This window comes from Actinomadura soli (assembly GCF_005889715.1).
Taxonomy (GTDB): domain Bacteria; phylum Actinomycetota; class Actinomycetes; order Streptosporangiales; family Streptosporangiaceae; genus Spirillospora; species Spirillospora soli.
This window is the reverse complement of sequence record NZ_VCKW01000002.1, coordinates 1-19,274: the sequence shown is the minus strand read 5'-3', so window position 1 is coordinate 19,274 and position 19,274 is coordinate 1. Positions and strand designations below refer to the sequence as shown.

Annotated in this window: 19 protein-coding genes; 16 read left to right on the top strand and 3 right to left on the bottom strand. The window is 72.7% G+C overall.

All coding sequences use genetic code 11. The features are described from left to right. The first annotated feature begins 4 nt into the window (after nucleotides 1-4). The 3 genes from ETD83_RS42195 (at nucleotide 5) to ETD83_RS00855 (ending at nucleotide 3,806) form a co-directional block, all read left to right on the top strand. Nucleotides 5-160: a VenA family class IV lanthipeptide gene (locus ETD83_RS42195; protein ID WP_171063960.1), complete on the top strand. Its 156-nt coding sequence runs from the start codon at nucleotides 5-7 to the stop codon at nucleotides 158-160. Nucleotides 161-306: 146 nt separating this feature from the next. Then, complete coding sequence (locus ETD83_RS00860) at nucleotides 307-2,106, top strand: ABC transporter ATP-binding protein (protein WP_138643106.1); 1,800 nt, start codon at nucleotides 307-309, stop codon at nucleotides 2,104-2,106. Next, nucleotides 2,103-3,806, top strand: a complete 1,704-nt coding sequence (locus ETD83_RS00855) for an ABC transporter ATP-binding protein (RefSeq protein ID WP_138643105.1) — start codon at nucleotides 2,103-2,105, stop codon at nucleotides 3,804-3,806. The genes ETD83_RS00860 and ETD83_RS00855 overlap by 4 nt, the downstream gene beginning before the upstream one ends. Before the next feature lie 43 nt (nucleotides 3,807-3,849). Here ETD83_RS00855 and ETD83_RS00850 read toward each other — a convergent pair whose 3' ends face one another. Beyond that, nucleotides 3,850-4,494: a GAF domain-containing protein gene (locus tag ETD83_RS00850; protein ID WP_138643104.1), complete on the bottom strand. Its 645-nt coding sequence runs from the start codon at nucleotides 4,492-4,494 to the stop codon at nucleotides 3,850-3,852. A 129-nt stretch (nucleotides 4,495-4,623) separates the two neighbouring features. Continuing rightward, complete coding sequence (locus ETD83_RS00845) at nucleotides 4,624-5,016, bottom strand: STAS domain-containing protein (protein WP_138643103.1); 393 nt, start codon at nucleotides 5,014-5,016, stop codon at nucleotides 4,624-4,626. A gap of 176 nt (nucleotides 5,017-5,192) precedes the next feature. On the opposite strand from ETD83_RS00845, the gene ETD83_RS00840 reads away from it, so the two are divergent. From ETD83_RS00840 to ETD83_RS00790, 11 genes are all read left to right on the top strand, one after another. Next, nucleotides 5,193-6,062 carry an alpha/beta fold hydrolase gene (locus tag ETD83_RS00840; RefSeq protein WP_138643102.1) on the top strand — a complete coding sequence of 290 codons (870 nt, stop codon included), beginning with the start codon at nucleotides 5,193-5,195 and terminating at the stop codon, nucleotides 6,060-6,062. Nucleotides 6,063-6,217: 155 nt separating this feature from the next. Then, the gene (locus tag ETD83_RS00835) at nucleotides 6,218-7,225 is read left to right on the top strand and encodes a MaoC family dehydratase (RefSeq protein WP_138643101.1); all 1,008 of its coding nucleotides are present in this window, start codon (nucleotides 6,218-6,220) and stop codon (nucleotides 7,223-7,225) included. 269 nt (nucleotides 7,226-7,494) lie between these two features. Further along, complete coding sequence (locus ETD83_RS00830) at nucleotides 7,495-8,469, top strand: ABC transporter substrate-binding protein (RefSeq protein ID WP_138643100.1); 975 nt, start codon at nucleotides 7,495-7,497, stop codon at nucleotides 8,467-8,469. A gap of 58 nt (nucleotides 8,470-8,527) precedes the next feature. Next, complete coding sequence (locus ETD83_RS00825; RefSeq protein ID WP_171063959.1) at nucleotides 8,528-9,469, top strand: LLM class flavin-dependent oxidoreductase; 942 nt, start codon at nucleotides 8,528-8,530, stop codon at nucleotides 9,467-9,469. 52 nt (nucleotides 9,470-9,521) lie between these two features. Then, nucleotides 9,522-10,346 (top strand): ABC transporter ATP-binding protein, encoded by an 825-nt coding sequence (locus tag ETD83_RS00820; protein WP_138643098.1) that lies wholly within the window; start codon nucleotides 9,522-9,524, stop codon nucleotides 10,344-10,346. Further along, a complete protein-coding gene (locus ETD83_RS00815) occupies nucleotides 10,343-11,137 on the top strand; it encodes an ABC transporter permease (protein ID WP_171063958.1) in 795 nt (264 codons plus the stop codon). Before ETD83_RS00820 ends, ETD83_RS00815 begins: the two co-directional genes overlap by 4 nt. After that, complete coding sequence (locus ETD83_RS00810) at nucleotides 11,134-11,982, top strand: ABC transporter permease (RefSeq protein ID WP_138643096.1); 849 nt, start codon at nucleotides 11,134-11,136, stop codon at nucleotides 11,980-11,982. Before ETD83_RS00815 ends, ETD83_RS00810 begins: the two co-directional genes overlap by 4 nt. After that, nucleotides 11,979-12,899 (top strand): NAD-dependent epimerase/dehydratase family protein, encoded by a 921-nt coding sequence (locus ETD83_RS00805; RefSeq protein ID WP_138643095.1) that lies wholly within the window; start codon nucleotides 11,979-11,981, stop codon nucleotides 12,897-12,899. Before ETD83_RS00810 ends, ETD83_RS00805 begins: the two co-directional genes overlap by 4 nt. Nucleotides 12,900-12,947: 48 nt before the next feature. Further along, nucleotides 12,948-13,775 (top strand): alpha/beta fold hydrolase, encoded by an 828-nt coding sequence (locus tag ETD83_RS00800; RefSeq protein ID WP_171063957.1) that lies wholly within the window; start codon nucleotides 12,948-12,950, stop codon nucleotides 13,773-13,775. Nucleotides 13,776-13,824: 49 nt separating this feature from the next. Further along, the gene (locus ETD83_RS00795; RefSeq protein ID WP_138643093.1) at nucleotides 13,825-14,592 is read left to right on the top strand and encodes a GntR family transcriptional regulator; all 768 of its coding nucleotides are present in this window, start codon (nucleotides 13,825-13,827) and stop codon (nucleotides 14,590-14,592) included. A gap of 28 nt (nucleotides 14,593-14,620) precedes the next feature. Next, nucleotides 14,621-15,619 carry an asparaginase gene (locus ETD83_RS00790; protein WP_205717419.1) on the top strand — a complete coding sequence of 333 codons (999 nt, stop codon included), beginning with the start codon at nucleotides 14,621-14,623 and terminating at the stop codon, nucleotides 15,617-15,619. Nucleotides 15,620-15,631: 12 nt separating this feature from the next. Here the strand turns inward: ETD83_RS00790 and ETD83_RS00785 are convergent, their stop codons facing one another. After that, nucleotides 15,632-16,570, bottom strand: a complete 939-nt coding sequence (locus tag ETD83_RS00785) for a LysR family transcriptional regulator (RefSeq protein ID WP_138643091.1) — start codon at nucleotides 16,568-16,570, stop codon at nucleotides 15,632-15,634. Between the two features lie 86 nt (nucleotides 16,571-16,656). Here ETD83_RS00785 and ETD83_RS00780 point away from each other — a divergent pair, with 86 nt between their 5' ends. Both ETD83_RS00780 and ETD83_RS00775 read left to right on the top strand, forming a co-directional pair. After that, on the top strand, nucleotides 16,657-17,841 hold the full coding sequence (locus ETD83_RS00780; RefSeq protein WP_138643090.1) for a CaiB/BaiF CoA transferase family protein: 1,185 nt from the start codon (nucleotides 16,657-16,659) through the stop codon (nucleotides 17,839-17,841). A gap of 20 nt (nucleotides 17,842-17,861) precedes the next feature. Beyond that, complete coding sequence (locus tag ETD83_RS00775) at nucleotides 17,862-19,028, top strand: acyl-CoA dehydrogenase family protein (protein WP_138643089.1); 1,167 nt, start codon at nucleotides 17,862-17,864, stop codon at nucleotides 19,026-19,028. The last annotated feature ends 246 nt before the right edge of the window (nucleotides 19,029-19,274 follow it).

The window sequence follows — 19,274 nt, the reverse complement described above, 5'->3', positions numbered from 1 at the left end:
AGACATGGACACGTTCGACGGTGACCTCGTGGCCGCTCTGCAGGAGCTGCCCGAGTCGGACCCCATCGAGCTCGAGGGGATCCAGCTCGGAGGCACGTGCGTGTGCGCCGGCCTGCTGACGCTGCTGAACACGGTATGCGTTGGCGTCTCTTGCGCGTAGTACCGCGCGCCCCATGCGGAACCCGGGACCCCTGAGAGGATTCCGGCCCGCAGAACCCCGGTCACGGACCGGCTGATGCCGGTCCGTGACCGGACCCACTACGAGTCTAGGAAACTTCCGCGCGAACGGAAACGGGGCCGACGAGCGTGACCCGGAAACCGACAGTCTCCGCCGGCGCCGGCGGGTCCGTCCCGCTGCCCGGCGGACCGGGGGCGTCCGCCGCCCTCCGGGCGGGTGGGCGGCGGCTGCTGCGCGAGGCCGTGCGCCGCTTCCGGGTGCGCATGGCCCTGCTGTCGGTGCTCACGACGATCCGTGTCACGGCGATGCTGATCACGCCGCTGATGCTGGCCAGGGCGGTCGACGCCGCCCACACCCAGGAGAATCTCGGCGCCGCCACGGCGCATCTGGCCATCACCCTGAGCGTCGCGCTCCTGGCCGACGCGGGGGAGGACGTCCTCGGCGCCTACTGCGGCAGCCACATCACCGTCTGGCTCCGGCACCGGCTGCTCGCACGGGTGCTGGCGCTCGGACCGCACGGCCGGCGGCGCTTCCCCACCGGCGACGTGCTCTCCCGGCTCACCGAGAGCGCGTCCGGGCCTTCGGCGTTCCCCGTCCTCGTGGTGACGGCCGCGGCCGCGCTGGCGACCACGGCGGGGGCCGTGACCGCGCTCGCCATGATCGACTGGTGGCTCGCGGCGGCGTTCGCGGCCGGGGTGCCGCCGCTGGCCGTGGCGCTGCGCCTGTTCGTCACGCGGGCCACCGACCCGTTCGCGCGCTACCAGGTCTGCCAGGCGGCGATCGCGACCCGGCTGCTGGACGCCCGGCAGGGCATCCGGACGATCCACGCGAGCGGCACCGCCGCCGCCGAGACCCGGCGGATCCTCGCACCGCTCCCCGAACTGCGCCGGGCGGGCGAGGAGACCTGGGCGGTGCAGGGCCGGGCCGGGCGCCGTCTCGCGCTCCTCGCGCCCCTCACCCAGGTCCTGGTGGTCGGCGTCGCCGGAATGCGCCTGGCCACCGGCGACGTCACCCCCGGCCAGCTCGTGGCGAGCGCGTCCTACGCCGCCATGGCCGTCGCCTCGGCCTCCCTGTTCGACACCTTCGTCGCGCTGCTCAACTGCCAGGTCGGCGCGGGCCGGATCAACGAGGTGCTGGCGGCCGTCCCAGCGGTGCGGCCGCCGGCACGTCCGGTGCCCTTTCCGGATGGCCCCGGACGGCTCCGGCTGCGGCAGGTCACCGTCCGGATCGGTGACCGTGCCGTCCTCGACCGCCTCGACCTGGACGTCCCGCCCGGAACCACCGTCGCCGTCGTCGGTGCCTCCGGGACGGGGAAGAGCCTGCTGGTGTCGACCATAGGCCGGCTCCTCGACCCGGACGGCGGGGTCGTCGAGCTCGACGGCGTGCCCGTGACCGACCTTCCGCTCCCACGGTTGCGGCACGCCGTCACCTATGCCTTCGAGCGCCCCGCGCTGCTCGGCGCCACCGTGCACGACACGATCGCCTATGCCCGTCCGGATGCGACGCGCGCCGAGGTCCGCCGCGCCGCCCGGGCGGCGGCGGCCGACGGCTTCGTCCGGGCGCTTCCGGACGGGTACGACACCCCGCTCGCCCGCGCCCCCTTCTCCGGCGGCGAGCTGCAGCGGCTCGGCCTGGCCAGGGCCGCTCTCACCGGCGCCAGGATCGTCGTCCTCGACGACGCCACCAGCAGCCTCGACACCGCCACGGAGCTGAGGGTGACCCAGGCACTGCAGCGCGTCCTGGCCGGCCGGACCAGTCTCGTGGTGGCCCGCCGTCCGGCCACGGCCGCCCGCGCCGACCTCGTCGCCTGGCTCGACGCGGGCCGGATACGCGTGCTCGCGCCCCATGCCGAACTCTGGCCGGACCCCGGCTACCGCGCCGTGTTCGCGACGCGTCCGGCCGCCGCACCGGAAGCCGCGGGCACGTGACGGCGGCGCCCGCCGCCCGCCTCCTGCACCGGCACGTCCGCGGGCAGTGGCCGGCGATGCGGCGGCTCGGCGCGTGGTCGGCGGTCGAGGCGCTCCCGGCGTTCGCCTCCGGCCTCCTGCTGGCCCGGGCCATCGACCACGGCTTCCTCGCCGGACGTCCGATGGCGGGCCTGGCCTGGCTGGCCGCCCTCGCCGCCCTGTACGCCCTCGGCGCCGTGGCGACGGGCCGGATCTACCCGTGGCTCGCCGCGACCGTCGAGCCGCTCCGCGACTCCCTGGTGGACGAGGTCGTGACCGCCGTCCTGCGCGGGGGGACGCGGGGAGCGGCGGGCGCCGGGGTCTCCCAGGTCACCGAGCAGGCCGAGGCCGTCCGGGCGCTGCTCGGATCGGCGCTGCGCAACGTCCGGCAGCTCCTGTCGGCCGGTGTCGCCGCGCTCGTCGGGCTGGCCCTGCTGTCCCCGCGGCTGGCGCTGGTGGCCGCCCTCTCGGTGGCGATCGGGCTGGGGATCTTCGGCGCGTTCGCCGGGGTCCAGGTCCGCCGCTACCGCGCCGTCGTGCTGCGGGCCGAGGAGATCGGCGAGGCCGCGGCCGTGATCGTCCACGGCGTCCGGGACGTCGTCGCCTGCGCCGCGGAGGACCGCGCGTCCGCCACGGTCGGACGGGTCGTCGACGCCCAGGCACGGGCCCTGCGCGCCTACGCCCGGACGCGCCTGGTCCGCGTGCCCGTGCTGGCGTTCGGGGTGCACCTCCCGCTGCTCGCGCTGCTCTTGCTGTCCCCCTACCTGACCGCGCACCAGGGGTTCACGACGGGGGAGATCGCGGGGGCCGCCGCCTACCTCGTCACCGGGCTGCAGCCGGGCATCACCGTCCTCGTCGACGCGGGAGGGACCCTGCTGCTCAGCCTCGCGGTGGTCCTCGGCAGGCTCGCCGAGATCTGCGCCACCGCCCCGGAGGCCGTTCCGGCCGCGACCGCCGTCCCGGCCGCCGCCAGGCCCTTCGACCTCGAAGCCCGGCGGGTGACGTTCGCCTACTCCCCGCGGGCGGCGCCCGTGATCGACGACCTGTCGCTCCACGTCCCGGAGGGCACGCACCTGGCCGTGGTCGGCCCCAGCGGGGCGGGCAAGTCGACCCTCGCCGACCTGCTCACAGGGCTATCGGCACCGCAGCGCGGCCGCATCACGCTCGGCGGAGCGCCCCTGGACCCCGCGTGGACGAGGACGGCCATCACCCTCATCCCGCAGGAGAGCTACGTCTTCGCCGGGACCTTGCGCGAGAACCTGACCTACCTGTGCCCCCACCCCGCCGAAACGCGGCTGGACGACGCCGTCCATGCGGTCGGGCTGGCCGAGACCGTCGACCGCCTCGGCGGATACGACGCCGCGATCCCGCCCGGAGGCGCCACGCTCTCGCAGGGCGAACGCCAGCTCGTCACGCTGGCGCGGGCGTACCTGTCCCCGGCGCCGGTCATCGTCCTGGACGAGGCGACCAGCCACCTGCACCCGGCGGCCGAGGCCCGTGCCGAACAGGCGCTCGCGGACCGGGGCGGCACCCTGATCGTCATCGCCCACCGGATCAGCTCCGCCGAGCGCGCCGACCTGATCCTGCTCCTCGACGGCACCGCCCACGTCCTCGGCACCCACGGCGCGCTGCTGCGCCGAAGCCCCCTGTACGCGGAACTGGTCGGCCACTGGCACACCTGAACCGGGGCAGGCCCGCGCCTGGCGGACCACACCCAGGTTCTGCTCATCCACGGGGCCAGTCGCGGACGAAATGATCCGTCACGTCCGCAGGGGCGACGGCGGGCGGAGCGTGACGATCGCCGCGCCCCCCGGGGCCCGGCCGGACGGCCGCGCGCCGGTCTTCGGCGAGCTGGACGAAGCGGGCGCACGTGTCGGCGAACAGCAGCAGCTGGTGGGCGGCGGACGGGGAGAACGGCTCCGCGCCCGGCCGTCCGAGGACGGCGAGGACCCCGCGCGTCGCCTCCCCGGTGTCCAGCGGCAGGATCAGGATGGGCCCGGCGGGCAGGGTGCTGAGCGTCTGGTCGGCCACGATCCGCGCCGACAGCGCCCGCCGGGAGCTGAACGCCCGGCCGAGCATCGACCGGCCGCGCCGGACCGTCAGCCCGCGTACGCGATCGCTGTCGGCGCCGACCGCGATGTCGATCCGCAGGGTGACGGCGTCTTCGGCGGGCAGCGCGATGAACGCCAGCGGAACGCCCGCCATGGCGCGGGCCCGCTCGGCCACGCGGGTCAGCAGGTCGGGCAGCTCGATCCCGTCCAGGACGGCCGCCATCAGGTCGAAGGACGCGGCCACGCGCGGGCTGTTGTCCGCGCCGCGGGACACCTCGGGCGCCCCCCAGCTCGGCGCGGGCAGATCGTCGACGGTCATGTCGTCATCACGCTTCCTCCTCCGTCCGGAGGCCGGCCCCGCCCGGACCCGCGCAGACCACACCTTGGCCCGGCGCCCGGCGGGACTGTGCCCGGTGCACCGGGAGCGCGCGCACCCGCTCGTCCGCGGTCAGGCCGCGGCCGATCGCGGGTCCGAGCCGGCGGTCTGCGCCCAGCCGGCGGAGTGATGGATGGTGAAGGCGTGGAGCAGCCCGGTGACCCGCAGCAGCTTGGCCGTCTGCGGGCGCGGGCGGGCGAGGATCAGGGTCGTGCTGGTCCCCTCCACCCGGCGGCGCGCGCCGACGAGCATCGCCAGCCCGGACGCGTCGCAGAACGTCACGCCCGACAGATCGATGATCACGTACATGCCCGGGTCCCGCAGCGCGACGTACAGGCGCTCCCGCAGCGAGGGGGTGGAGGACATGTCGAGTTCGCCGCTGATGGCGACGACGGTGTGGTCGGCGAACCGTTCATGGGTGAGGCCGGCCCCGGCCGTCCGGCCGGGATGGTGTTGCGGCGTCATAACGCCGGACCTGTCTGGCCCGCGAAGGGCCGAGTATCCAGAAACCAGGGGGCGCGTGCTTGGCCGCCCGCGTCGGGAAAACCCTAGTCACGGTGAGTCTACGCCCTCGTCGCCGTCGCGGGCGTTTTGAAGCCGGGGGCTCGATGAGTTCCGGACGTGGGGGCAGTCAACAGGGCATGAGCACACAGACACTTCAGATTCCCGGCGTCGACCTCGTCTACGACATCCACGGCCCGCTGCCGACCGCGGACGGGCGCCCGCCGCTGGTCCTGATCGGCCAGCCCATGGACGCCCGCGGCTTCGGCACGCTCGCGTCCCACTTCCCGGAGCGGACCGTGATCACCTACGATCCGCGCGGCCTCGGCCGCAGCACCCGCAAGGACGGCCGGGTCGACCACTCGGCCGAGACCCAGGCCGGCGACCTGCACGCCCTCATCGGGGCGCTCGGCGCGGGCCCGGTCGAGATGTTCGCCAGCAGCGGCGGCGCGGTGACCGCGCTCGCCCTCGTGGCGGCCCACCCCGGCGACGTGAGCACCCTGGTGGCGCACGAGCCGCCGCTCATCTCGGTGCTTCCCGACGCCCCGGCCGTGGAGCGCGCCCGGGCCGGCATCCGGGACGTCTACGAGGCCAAGGGCTGGGGCGCCGGCATGGCGGCCTTCATCGCGATGACGATGTGGGATGGCGAGTTCACCGGCGACTACTTCGCCCAGCCCGTGCCCGACCCCGCCGCCTTCGGGATACCCGCCGAGGACGACGGCTCCCGTGACGATCCGCTCCTGTCCGACCGCTCGTGGGCGGTCAGCGGTTACCGGCCCGACGTCGAGGCGCTGACCGGGGCACCGACGCGGATCGTGATCGCGGTGGGGGAGGAGTCCGCGAACACCTTCACCGGGCGCACGTCGGTGGCGATGGCCGAACTGCTCGGTCAGCGGGCGACGGTGTTCCCGAGCCACCACGCCGGCTTCCTGGGCGGCGAGTTCGGCCAGACCGGGCAGCCGGAGGACTTCGCGCGCAAGCTGCACGAGGTCCTCGACGACGCCGGCTGACGACCGCCCACCCGATTGCGGGCGGCAGCGGCGCCACCGCTGCCGCCGGTGCATATCCGCAGCCTGGTGCGGTCGTATCGAACGGATTTGCTAGGTTCGTGTCTTCGCTGGCCTGGCTTTCCGAGGAACCCGCCGGCCCGAGCCGGAGGTGACCGATGCTGAGCCCGCGCGTGGAAACGGTCGACGGCCCCTACTTCGAGGACCTTCACCACGGCCTGCGGTTCGAGGACGCTCCCGCGCGGACCCTCACCGAGGGCCTTGCCGCCGCTCATCAGGCAGTCGTCGGGTGCCGGTCACCGCTCGTCCTGGATCACGGGCTGTCCCGGCGGGTGCTCGGCGACGGCGTCCTGGCCGCCCCGAACCTCGTCTGGGACGTCGCCATCGGCCAGTCGACCACGGCCACGCACACGGTCGTGGCGAACCTCTTCTACCGTGGGGTCGTCTTCCGGCGGGCGCCCAGGCTGGGCGACACCCTGCGCACCACCACCGAGGTCGTCGGCCTCCGGCAGAACTCCCGCCGCCCCGGACGGCCCGCCACAGGGCTGGCCGCATTGCGGATCAGCACGGTCGACCAGGACGACCTCCCGATCCTGGACTTCTGGCGCTGCGCCATGCTGCCGCTGCGGGACCAGGCCGCCGAGACCGGGCACGCCGACGACCTGTCCGCGCTCGGCGCTCCCCCCGGACGGGACGACCTGGCCGCGGTCGCGTCCGGATGGGACCTCGCCGCCTACCGGGACGCGCTGCCCGGCCGCCATTTCGCCGGGCTCGCGCAGGGGGACGTCTACCAGGTGACCGGCGGGGACGTCGTGTCCTCGGCGCCCGAGCTGGCCCGCCTCACGCTGAACGTGGCCAAGGTGCACCACGATGCCACCGCCGGCGAGCAGGGACGGCTGGTCTACGGCGGCCACACCATAGGCATCGCTCTGCACCAGGCGGTCCGGGCCCTGCCGGACCTCGTCACCGTCGTCGGGTGGCACGGCTGCGACCACACCGGCCCGGTCCGTGAGGGTGACACGCTGACCAGCACCATCGAGGTCGAGCGGACCGAGCCCCTCGCGCAGGGCGGGCTGGCGCATCTGCGTTCGCTCGTCCGGTCGGTCCGCGCTGGGGCGGCACCCGCCGACGTCCTCGACTGGCGGTTCGTCGCCCTCTTCGCCTGACGGCTCCGTCCGGGCCCCGCGCCCGGGCCGCAACCCCTTCACCTGACGGTCGGTTGGTGCGCTCTGCCGGTGGATCCGCAGCTCAGACGCGCCGGTCTCCGCTTTAATCCGCCGTTGCCGTCCATTGACGGCAAGATGTTGTATGTGACAACATCCGCGGACGTGAGCGGCGCCACTTCCCCACGACCGTGGATTCGGTGGCGGTCAGAGAAGCGAACCTGCGTTGGCCCGGCACGGGTCGGCGGCGCGCCGCGGAAAGCGAGGGATTCATGAGGATTCGGGCACGCGTTCTCGGCTCGGTGCTGGTCGCCGCGTCGCTCGTCCTCGCCGGTTGCGGCGGGGACGGCTCGGACGGCGAGGGCGGAGCGAAGAAGATCACCGTCGCGACCCAGCCGGACTTCTTCGGGATACCGCTGTACTTCGCGGTGCAGAAGGGCTTCCTGAAGAAGCAGGGGCTGGACGCCAAGCTCCAGAAGTACCCGACCGGCGTGGAGGGCACGGAGGCCGTGGCGACCGGCCAGGCGGACTTCACCACGGTGGCGGGGTTCCCGGTCGTCAGCCTGGCGGCGCGGAAGGCGCGGGTGAAGGTCATCGGCCACAACGCGACGTCCGCCAAGTGGTGGGGCTTCGTCACCGACGGCAGCATCAGCAAGCCGTCCGACCTCGAAGGCAAGACGGTCGGGTTCCAGTCGAACTCCACCGCCAACTACTGGTTCGACAGGTTCGTGGAGCACCACCGGCTGGATCGGTCCAAGATCAAGGTGCTGGACGCCAAGTTCGCGCAGCTCGTCCCGTCGTTCGCGCAGGGCAAGGCCAACGCCGTCATCCACTTCGAGCCCAACGTCTCCAAGGCCGTGGCCAGCCGCGGCGGCGCCAAGGTGACCTGGTGGGGCGGCGACGACGGCCTGCTCCCGTTCTACGGCTACGTGTCGGCGGGTCCGAAGATCTACGAGGACAAGGACACGGCACTGCGCGTCCTGCGCGGGCTGCGCGAGACGGCCGCCTACATGAAGGCCAACGAGGCGGAGGTCGTCACGTTCGCCAAGGAACTGACCGGGATGACGGACGACGCGGCGGTCCGGAACATCCTCGCTCAGGTCGACTTCAGCCTCGCGTTCGACCCCAAGAGCATCGAGCAGATCCAGGCGATCGCCGACTACCAGCTCCAGCGCAAGAACATCAAGGCGCGCGTGGACGCCAAGAGCCTCGTCGAGACGGGCTGGGTCCAGGAGTCCGACCGGTAACGGCCCGCCCCTGGCCCCCGTCCGACCGGTATCCGTCGGCCCAGTGGAGGTACGACTCGTGGAAATCGGGATCTCACACCTGCCGGTGTCGCCGTCCCGAGCGCTGCGCCTGGCCCAGATCGCCGAGAGCACCGGCATCGGACGCTTCGGCGTCGCCGACTCCTCGCACCTGTTCGGCGCCATGTACCCCACCGTGCAGCTGATCCTGTCCCGGACGGCACGGATCAAGGTCGGCCCGTTCGTCACCAATCCCGTCACCCGTCACCCGTCGGTGCACGCGGCGGACGTCGCCGCGCTCGCGACGCTGTACTCCCCGGACCGGCTGGCGCTCGTCATGGGCACCGGCGACTCGGCGGTTCACAGCGTCGGGCTGCGTCCGGCCCCGGCCGAGCAGGTCGGCGCCGCGCTGCGGACGATCCGCGGCGCGGCGCCGGACGGCGTGACGCTGGAACTCGCGGCGAGCGGGCCGAAGGCGGCCGCGGCGATGGCCGCCGGCATCGACGGCCTGGTGCTGGGAGGCGGGCTGTCCGCGTCCTGGACGCGGCGGCTCACCGGGGCGGCGGGCCCGGCGGCGAGCGCCCGGGTCTTCCTGATCGGCCACCTGGTGGAGCGCGAGGACGAGGCCGCGCGGGCACGCGAGGCCGTGCGCGCCTCGGTCCTCGCGGTCGCCCGGCACGCCATCGGCACCGGGATGGCCGCCCGGGACGTCCCGGCCCGGCTGCGTCCGGGCCTGGAACAGGCGTTCGCCCGCTACGACTTCGCCGCGCACGCCAAGGCGTCCGGGGCCAACGGGCGGCTTCTGGACGACTACCCGGAGGAAGAGGCGTACCTGTTCGAGCGCTTCGCGGCGGTGGGCACCGCGGGCGGCGTCGCCGAGCGGCTGCGGGCGTTCCAGCGGGAGACCGGGATCACCGGTGCCGTGCTGAGCAGCACCGTGCCCGACCCCGAGTCGCACATCGCCCTCGCGGGGGAGCGGCTGATCGCCGCGCTGGGCCCATGAGCACGGACACCCCGATGACCCCTGACACCACAGCTGGCGGGAGAGGCAGCGCATGACCCCACCGATCACGGATTCGCGTCCGCGTCCGTCCGACGAGGCGTTCGTCGTCATCGACGACGTCTCCTTCGCCTATCCCGGCAGCCCGCAGCCGATCCTGCGGGACGTCAGCCTGGAGCTGCGGCGCGGGGAGTTCTTCGTCCTGCTCGGGCCCAGCGGATGCGGGAAGACCACGATCCTCAACCAGGTCGCCGGGTTCGAGCGTCCGACCACGGGCTCGATCAGCATGGACGGCAAGCCGATCACCGGCCCCGGACCCGACCGCGCGGTCATCTTCCAGGGGGACGACTCCCTGCTGGGCTGGCTCAACGTCCGGGACAACGTCGAGTTCGGGCTGCGGGCGCTGCGCACGCCTGCCGCCGAGCGGACCCGGCGCGTGCGGCAGGCGCTCGAAACGGTCGAGCTGGACCGGCAGCAGGGCAAGTTCCCGCACGAGCTGTCGGGCGGGATGAAGCAGCGCGTCCAGATCGCCCGCGCCCTGGTGGTGGACGCGCCCGTCCTGCTGATGGACGAGCCGTTCGGCGCCCTGGACGCGCAGACCCGCACCACCCTGCAGGACGCCCTGGCGGGCCTGTGGGAGCAGTCCCAGCGGACGGTGCTGTTCATCACGCACGACATCTCCGAGGCGCTCATCCTCGGCGACCGGATCGGGGTGATGACCTCCGGACCTGCCGCGCGGCTGCAGACGGTGATGGACAACCCGCTGCCCCGGCCGCGCGCACGCGGCGCCGCGGAGTTCGCGGAGCTGTACCGGGAGGTCGAGGAGGCGGTCACCGCCGCGAAGTCCCGTCCACCGGCCGCCGCCGGGGAGCCCGGGTGAACCGGGCCGGGCCTGGGGCGGGACATTGGCGCTGGCAGCGGCTCGCCCTCAACGTCCTCGCCATCCTGCTGGCGGTGCTCGCCTGGCATGGCGCGGCGCTGTGGAAGGACAACCTGCTGATCTTCCCCACCCCGCTGACCTGCCTGTCGGCGCTGGGCGACGTGCTGTCGGATCCGGAGCGGCGCGACCAGCTGCTCATCACGCTGCGGCGGGTGGTCGTCGGGTTCGCGCTGGGCAGCGCCCTCGGGGTCGCGGTCGGCGGCCTGATCGGCAGCGTCCGGAGCGTCGCGCTGACGCTCGAACCGGTCGTCCATTTCCTCCGGTCGGTGACACCGGTGGCCTGGATCGTCCCCGCCACCATCTGGCTGGGCGTCGGCGAGGGCTCGCTGCGGTTCATCGTGGTCTACGCGACGGTCTTCCCGGTGGCCATCAACACCCTGACGGGCCTGACCCAGGTGCCGGTCAACAAGGTGCGGATGGCGCGCACGTTCGGGGCCTCCCGGCTGCGCATCCACGCGTCGATCGTCCTGCCGAGCGCCGTGCCGTACATCGTCACCGGCATGCGCCTTTCGCTGGGCTACGCGTTCATGAGCGTCGTCGCGGCGGAGATGGTCGCGGGCAGGGACGGCATCGGCTTCCTGATCTACGACTCGCGCATCTTCTTCGACACCGCGACGATGTTCGCCGGGATCCTGCTGCTCGGCGCCGCCGGGCTGCTGGCCGACCGGGTGTTCAGCGTCGTCACCCATCGCGGCCTCGCCCGCTTCTACGCCGGGCAGGTGAACACGTGAGCGCGACGACACGGGCCAGGACCGGCGACGGCGCGGCGAACCGGACGCGGCGCGCCGCCGCGCGGCGGGCACGGCTGCGCGGGGCGCCCGTGGCCCTCGCCGGGATCTGCGTCATCCTCATCGGGTGGGAGGTCGTCTCCCGCGCCTACGGCAAACCGATGCTGTTCCCCGGGCCCGCGGACACGGGCTCCACCCTGCTCGACGGCCTGACCAGCGGGAACATCCCGACCGCGTCGGTCGCCAGCGTCATGCGTGTCCTGTCCGGCCTGCTCGCCGGGTCTCTGGCCGGAGTCCTGCTGGGGCTGCTGTCGGGGTCGAGCCGGGTCCTGGAGGCGCTGCTCGAACCGTTCATCAACGTGTTCCGGTTCATCCCGCCGCTGGCCTGGTTCGCCCCGGCGCTGCTGTGGCTGGGCTCCGGGGAGACGTCCAAGGTCGCGCTGATCGTCTACACCTCGGTGTTCGTCGTCGCCGTGAACACGGCCGCCGGGGTGAAGGCCGTCCCGCGCGACATGATCCGGATGGCGCGCACGTACGGCGCGAGCCCGGTCCGGCTGTTCTTCGCCGTCCGGTTGCCCGCGAGCCTCCCCTACATCTTCTCCGGGGTGCGCATCGCGCTCGGGAACGCCTTCATGACCGTGGTCACGGCCGAGATGCTCGGCGCCGAGTCCGGGCTCGGCGTCCTGATCACCGAGGGCACCGCCAACACCGATGTCCGCGGCGTCTTCGCCGCGCTGATCACGCTGGGCGCGCTGGGGCTGTGCGCCGACCGCGCGTTCGTCCGCCTGCTGCGAAGGTACGGCGGGCGGTTCTCGGCCGCTACGCGAGAGGAAGGTTCGATCCGATGACGACCCTGGTCACGGGCGCGTCCGGTTTCGTCGGCAGGTACGTGGTGCGCGAGCTGGTGTCGGCGGGAGCCGATGTCGTCGCGCTGGACCACGCCCCCGCCGCCGGGCCGCCGCCGAGGTCCCCGCGGGTGACGGCCGTCCAGGGCGATGTCCGGGACCTCAGGCGGCTGATGCGCATCGCCCACGAGCACCGGGTCGGCCGGATCATCCACCTGGCCTCGCTGCTGGCACCGGCGTCGCAGGACGACCCGTTCCACGCGCTCGAAGTGAACGTCGTCGGGACGCAGAACCTGATGGAGGTCGCGCTGGCGCACGGCGTCACCCATTTCACCTGGGCGAGTTCGATGGCGGTGTTCGGCCACCAGACGCGGGCGGACGACGGCGCCGAGGAGTTCACCGAGTCCAGCCGGCACTGCCCCGACAACGTCTACGGCGTCACCAAGTCCTACGCCGAGGGCATCTCCCTCGCGTACCGCGAGCGGTACGGGCTCAACACCGTCGGGCTGCGCATCGGCCTGGTGTACGGGCAGGGCAAGGAACGCGGCGAGGGCCTGTTCACCGAGCACCTCTTCGACCGGCCCGCGCGCGGCGAGGACTCCGTGGTCCCGTATTCGGACGACGTCTTCTCCTGGCAGTACGTCCGAGACGTCGCCAGGGCGTTCATCCTCGTCAACGGCCTCGATGAGACCGATCAGGGCATTTACAACCTGCCCGGCACGGTGGCGAGCATGCAGGACGCCGTGGACCTCGTCCGGGAGCTGCGTCCCGGTGTCTCCATCGGCACCGAGCCGGGACGGCTGGGATTCCCGCACCGGTTCAGCGTGCGCGCCTTCGAGAAACTCGCGGGGGGCGACTATCGGCCGACACCCCTGCGCCAGGCATTCGCGGAGACGCTGGACCTGATCGGCCAGGGCTGATTCTCCGCCGTTTCGCGGCCATTGACACGACGAGCACGGGAGGTGAGCGTGGGAACGCTCGAATTGAGCGACGGATCCGTGATCTGGTACGAGCGCCGGGGAAGCGGCCCGACGATCCTGCACATTCACGGGAGCGGTTTCGGCTACCGGAACTTCGCGATGCTGACACCGCATCTCGTCGGCTCCTTCGACGTGATCGACCTGGACCTGCCCGGCTATGGCGAGAGCGTCGCGAACGGTCCGCTGGGCGTCGCCGAATGGGCCGGTCAGCTCGCCGAATTCATCGAGCGGCTGGCCGGCGGTCCCGTCCACGTGCACGGCACGTCGATGGGCGCCCTTGTCGCCACCACCCTCGCGGCCCGCCACCCCGAAGTGGTGAAGGACCTGATCCTGTCCTGCTGCCTTTTCCGCTACGACAACGCCGCCCGGCACATGCGGCACACCTGGAAGCGCGGCGCGCTGGACAGCGGCATGGTCCAGGCCGCCGACCAGACGGCCGCGGCGGGGTTCTCCCGCGCCTTCTACGACCGCCCGGACGCCGCGGAGATCCTCGACCGGCTGAGGACGGGAATGGGCTCCAACGACCCGGCGTCGTTCGTCGCGGGCACCGAGAGCCTGGAGGCGATGGACCTCTCGGACCTGCTGCCCCGGCTGCCGCGGACCCTGCTGCTGGGCGGGGACGAGGACCAGATGACACCGCCCGTCCCGGCGGCCAGCGGCGTCGGCTTCGACACGGCCGTGAAAGCCATCCCGGACGCGGAGCTGCACATTCTGGAGAGCTGCGGTCACTATCTGGTACTGGAGCGGCCGGAGCGCGCCGCCGAGATCATCGAACGGTTCGTCCGCCATCCTCAACGGCCGGCGCATCTGTCATGATCCGCGACAGCCGTACCCCCATCGGCACGCCCACCAGGAGGAGCAGAGAATGAGCAGCGAGCCGTCGTCGCGGGCGAAGGCGTCGCCATCCGATCGGTCGTCTCGCGCCATCAAGCTGGACCTGCCCAGCGACGCCGGGAGCCAGCCGCAGGTCACCGAAACGGTGGAGCAGCGCATCGCGCAGGAACTGCGCCGGCTGATAGCCGAGGGCGACCTCGCTCCCGGGGCGCATCTGCCATTGCGTCAGCTCGCGGCGCACTTCGGCGTCAGCATCACTCCGGTGCGGGTGGCGCTGATCGAGCTGGCCGCGGCGGGTCTGGTGGTCAGCCGTCCCCATTCCGGGATGCGGGTGGCGCCGATGAGCCTGGAGGAATTCGAGGAGGTCTGGACGATCCGGGTCAGCCTGGAATGGTGGCTCACGCGCCGGGCGGTCGAGCAGGTGCGCGACCACGACATCGAGCGCCTGCGCGGCGCCCTGGAGAAGATCCAGCACGCCGCGCACAGCAAGGCGGAATGGCCGGAGTACGTCGGGCACAGCTGGAACTACCGCCGCTACCTCTATTCGCTCGCCGACCGCCCGCAGATGCTGAGCAACCTGGACACGATGTACGTGCGATCGGCCAGGTACAGCCGGCTCATGCTCGTCGACGGCGATCGCATCCACCGCGCCGCCGCCTCGATGGAGGAGGTCCACGCCGCCGTGGAACGGCGCGACGCCACCGCGGCGCAGGAGGTCCTGCGACGCGGAATGGAATGGACGATGGAGGCCGCGCTCAAGCAGTTCGTCAGCGATCTGCCCGCCACGCATGAATGGTGACCGCGCAGGAATGGTGACAGGGCGTCGGATGGTCACGGTGTTCTCGCTCGGTGGGACGATCGCGTCCACCGGCACGCCGGGAGGCGAGGGGGGCGGGGTCGCGCCCCGGCTCGGGGCGAAGGAACTGCTGGACGCCGTCCCCGGGCTGGACGGCGCCGTCCCGGGGCTGGACGGCTCGGGCGGGCTGGAGGCGGTGGCCTTCCGGCAGTGCCCGTCCGGAGACCTCACCTTCGAGGACCTCATCGCCCTGGCGGCGGAGATCAACGCGCGTTTCGAGGCCGGGGCGGCGGGGGTCGTGGTCGTCCAGGGGACCGACACCATCGAGGAGACCTCGTTCGTTCTCGACCTGCTGATCGACGCGCCGAACCCCGTCGTCGTGACCGGGGCCATGCGCAACCCGACGCTGGCGAGCCCGGACGGCCCGGCGAACCTGCGCGCCGCCGTCCAGGTCGCCGCCTCGCCCGAGGCGCGAGGGCTCGGCTGCCTGGTGGTGCTCAACGACGAGGTCCACGCGGCGCGGTTCGTCAGCAAGACCCATACGTCGAGCCCGGCGGCCTTCCGGTCGGTGGCGGCCGGTCCGGTCGGCCGGCTCGTCGAGGGACGGCTCAGGATCGCGGTGCGGACCACACCGCTGGCCACCGTCCCTCCGCCCACCGGTCCTGTACCGCCGGTGGCGCTGCTGACCATGGGCTTCGGCGACGACGGACGTCTGATCGAGCAGGTCGCCGCCCTCGGCTACGCCGGGGTCGTCGTCGAGGCGTTCGGCGGCGGGCATGTCCCGGCGCGTACCGTCGCGGCGTTGGAGCGGCTGGCCGCCGCCGTGCCGGTCGTGCTCGCCTCGCGGACCGGGGGCGGCGACATGCTCCGGACGACGTACGGCTTTCCCGGGTCCGAGCGCGACCTCATCGCCCGCGGGCTCATCCCGTCCGGGTTCCTTGACGGTCCGAAGGCGCGCGTCCTGCTCAGCCTCCTGCTCGGGAACGGCGCCGGCACCGAGCAGGTGCGGACGGCGTTCGCCGGGATCTAAGGGTTTGCGGATTCACGGGGCGCTGTCGGACGGCTGCGCCGAAGGCCACAGCCCTTGGCGCAGAGCCGCATGAACCTGGCGGGTCAGTTCCTGGGCGACGACGTCGGTGGCGGGTGCCGTCCGTCCTGCCCGGGGTGTGCCGAGCACGATGGAGCGCCACGTCGTGGGCTCGCACAGCGGCGCCGCGCTCAGGGAACCGGTGGCGACGTCTCCGGCGATGCCGACGCCGGGCAGGATCGTCCAGCCGTGACCGGCCCGGACGAGCTGTTTCTGCACGTGCATGGAGTTGGTCTGGACGACGACGTTCATCGCCGTCCCGGCCCGCGCGGCGGCCGCGTCGATCAGCGCCCGCAGCCCGTGCCCGGCCGCGGGCATCACCAGGGGATGCGACGCGACCTGCTCGAAGGGGACCGGAGTGGCGGCCCGGAGCCCGTCCGGGGGCGGCGCGACCGCCCACAGTTTCTCGCGCACCAGCGGCCGGACGTTCAGCGACGGGGTGCCGTCCAGGTCGTACAGGAGGCTCAGGTCGAGGTCGCCGTCGTCCAGCCACTGCCGCAGGTGCCCGGAGTACGCGGTGAGCACGCGCAGGTCGATGCCCGGATGGTCCCGGGCGATGGCGGACACGAGCGGTTCGGCCAGCAGGTCGCCGGCGCTGTCGAGCAACCCGATGGTCACGATGCCGGTGACCGCGCCCGGTGCGGGCTGGATCTCCGCGCGGGCCCGCTCCAGCTCGTTCAGGGCGCGCCGGGCGCGTTCGAGCAGGATCACGCCGGCGTCCGTGGGACGCATCCCCTGCCGGGTCCGCTCGAACAGCGCGACGCCCAGGTCACGCTCCAATGTGCGGATCTGCCGCGTGACCGCAGGCTGGACCAGGTGCAGCACCTCCGCGGCCCGGGTCACGCTCCCCACTTCGGCCACCGTGACGAGCGCTTTGAGTTGCTTGACGTCCATTGGTTCCCGCACCATCCGCGTTCAGCATGGAGACATCAGGAATCAGCATTTTACTCCAGGCATCATGAGCATCGATGATGGATGCCATGACAGAACGTCCGCTGACCGGCGTCACCGTCGTGAGCCTGGAGCAGGCCGTGGCGGCGCCGTTCGCCACCCGGCAGCTCGCCGATCTCGGCGCCCGCGTGATCAAGGTGGAGCGGCCGGGGGGCGGGGACTTCGCCCGCCGGTACGACACGACGGTGCACGGCCAGTCCAGCTACTTCGTCTGGCTCAACCGCTCCAAGGAGTCGCTGACCCTGGACGTGAAGTCCGCGCGCGGCCGCGAGGTCCTGGACGAGCTGCTCGCCGGAGCCGACGTGTTCGTGCAGAACCTCGCTCCGGGCGCCGCCGCCCGGCTGGGGCTGGACGCCGCGTCCCTGACCGCCCGGTATCCGTCGCTGATCCCGTGCACCGTGTCGGGGTACGGCACGTCCGGCCCCTGGGCGGACCGGAAGGCGTACGACCTGCTCGTCCAGTGCCAGACCGGCCTGGTCTCCCTCACGGGCACCGCCGAGGCCACTGCGCGCGTCGGGGTGTCGGTCGCCGACATCGCCGCGGGCATGTACGCCTACTCCGGGATTCTCACCGCGCTCTACACGCGGGCTACCACCGGTACGGCGCGTGCCGTGGAGGTCTCGCTGTTCGAGGCCCTGGGGGAATGGATGAGCCAGCCCGCCTACTACACGCGGTACGGGGGCACGCCGCCGCCGCGGATCGGCACGCGGCACGCCACCATCGCCCCGTACGGCGCCTACACGGCGGCCGACGGCGGGCAGGTGCTGTTCTCCGTCCAGAACGAGCGGGAGTGGGCCGCGCTGTGCGAGCGGTTCCTCGGGCGTCCGGACCTGGTGGACGACCCGCGCTTCGCCACCGGATCCGCGCGGGTCGCCCACCGGGACGAGCTCGACGCGATCATCGCCGAACGGTTCGGGCGGTCCGGCGGCGCTGAGGTCATGGAAGCGCTGGACGAGGTGGGAATCGCCAACGCCGGGGTGAACGGCGTCCAGGAATTCGTCGCCCACCCGGTGCTCGCCGACCGCGACCGCTGGCACGACGTTGACCTTCCGGGCGCCGTGATGCAGGCCCTCCGACCCCCGGCGGACCTGGCCGGGGTCCGCCCGCGCATGGATCCGGTGCCCGCGGCGGGGGAGCACACCGAACGGATCCTGACCGAACTGGGACGCACCGCCGCGGAGATCGACGCCCTGCGCGCGGACGGCGTGATCTGACCGAGCGAGGAGGGCACACAGTGAGCACCCTGGACATCCTGTCCGCCGACGAGCGGTTCGTCGTCGAGACCGTCCGCGACTTCGTGGACGGCGAGGTCAAGCCCGCCGTCCGGGAGCTGGAGCACGCCAACGCCTATCCCGAGGCGCTGATCGAGCAGATGAAGCGGCTCGGGATCTACGGCCTGGCGATTCCCGAGGAGTACGGCGGCAACGCCGTCTCCCTGCCCTGCTACGTCCTGGTCACCGAGGAGCTCGCGCGCGGCTGGATGAGCCTGGCCGGTGCGATGGGCGGCCACACCGTGGTCGCCAAGCTGCTGCTGGACTTCGGGACGGATGAGCAGAAACGCCGCTACCTGCCGAGGATGGCGACCGGCGAGGTCCGGGCGACCATGGCCCTGACGGAACCGGGCGGCGGCTCCGACCTCCAGGCCATGCGCACCACCGCCCGCAGGACCGCCGAGGGCTACGTCGTCAACGGAGCGAAGACCTGGATCAGCAACTCCAGGCGCTCGCAGCTGATCGCGCTGCTGTGCAAGACGGACCCCGGCGCGACGCCCGCGCACAAGGGCATCTCGATCCTCCTCGTCGAGCACGGGCCGGGCCTCACGATCTCCCGCGACCTGCCCAAACTCGGTTACAAGGGCGTGGAGAGCTGCGAACTCGCCTTCGACGGCTATCGGGCGCCGATCGACGCCGTCCTCGGCGGGGCCGAGGGCAAGGGGTTCGCCCAGATGATGAAGGGGCTGGAGACGGGCAGGCTCCAGGTCGCCGCCCGCGCGCTCGGCGTGGGCCGGGCGGCGCTGGAGGACTCGCTCGCCTACGCACAGGAGCGCGAGTCGTTCGGCAAGCCGATCTGGCGGCACCAGGCGATCGGCAACTACCTCGCCGACATGGCCACGTCGCTGACGGCGGCGCGCCAGCTCACCCTGTACGCCGCGCGGGAGGGCGAGGCGGGACGGCGGGTGGACATGGAGGCGGGCATGGCCAAGCTGTTCGCCTCCGAGGCCGCGATGCAGATCGCGCTGAACGCCGTCCGGATCCACGGCGGCTACGGCTACTCGACCGAGTTCGACGTCGAGCGGTACTTCCGCGACGCCCCGCTGATGATCGTCGGTGAGGGCACGAACGAGATCCAGCGCAACGTCATCGCGGGCCAGCTCGTCACCCGGGGCGGCCTCGACGCGTGACCGGCTCCGGGTCAGCGCAGCGGGCGGCCGGTGCCCGGGGACCGGGTCGCGGAGCGAGAGGAAGATGCCCCGGCCGCCCGCAGGGAGGAGTGGAGAGCGCACGGGCGGCCGGGGAGGTGGATGGCGTCCAGGTTGAAGGGTGGCAGCTACAGAGGCATATGGGGCCTGCTAATTCCGCATAGCTTCAGAGCTATGCCGCCGCGAGCTGCGGGGTGGCATGAGCTGCGGGCGGGCGGGTGCTCGGTC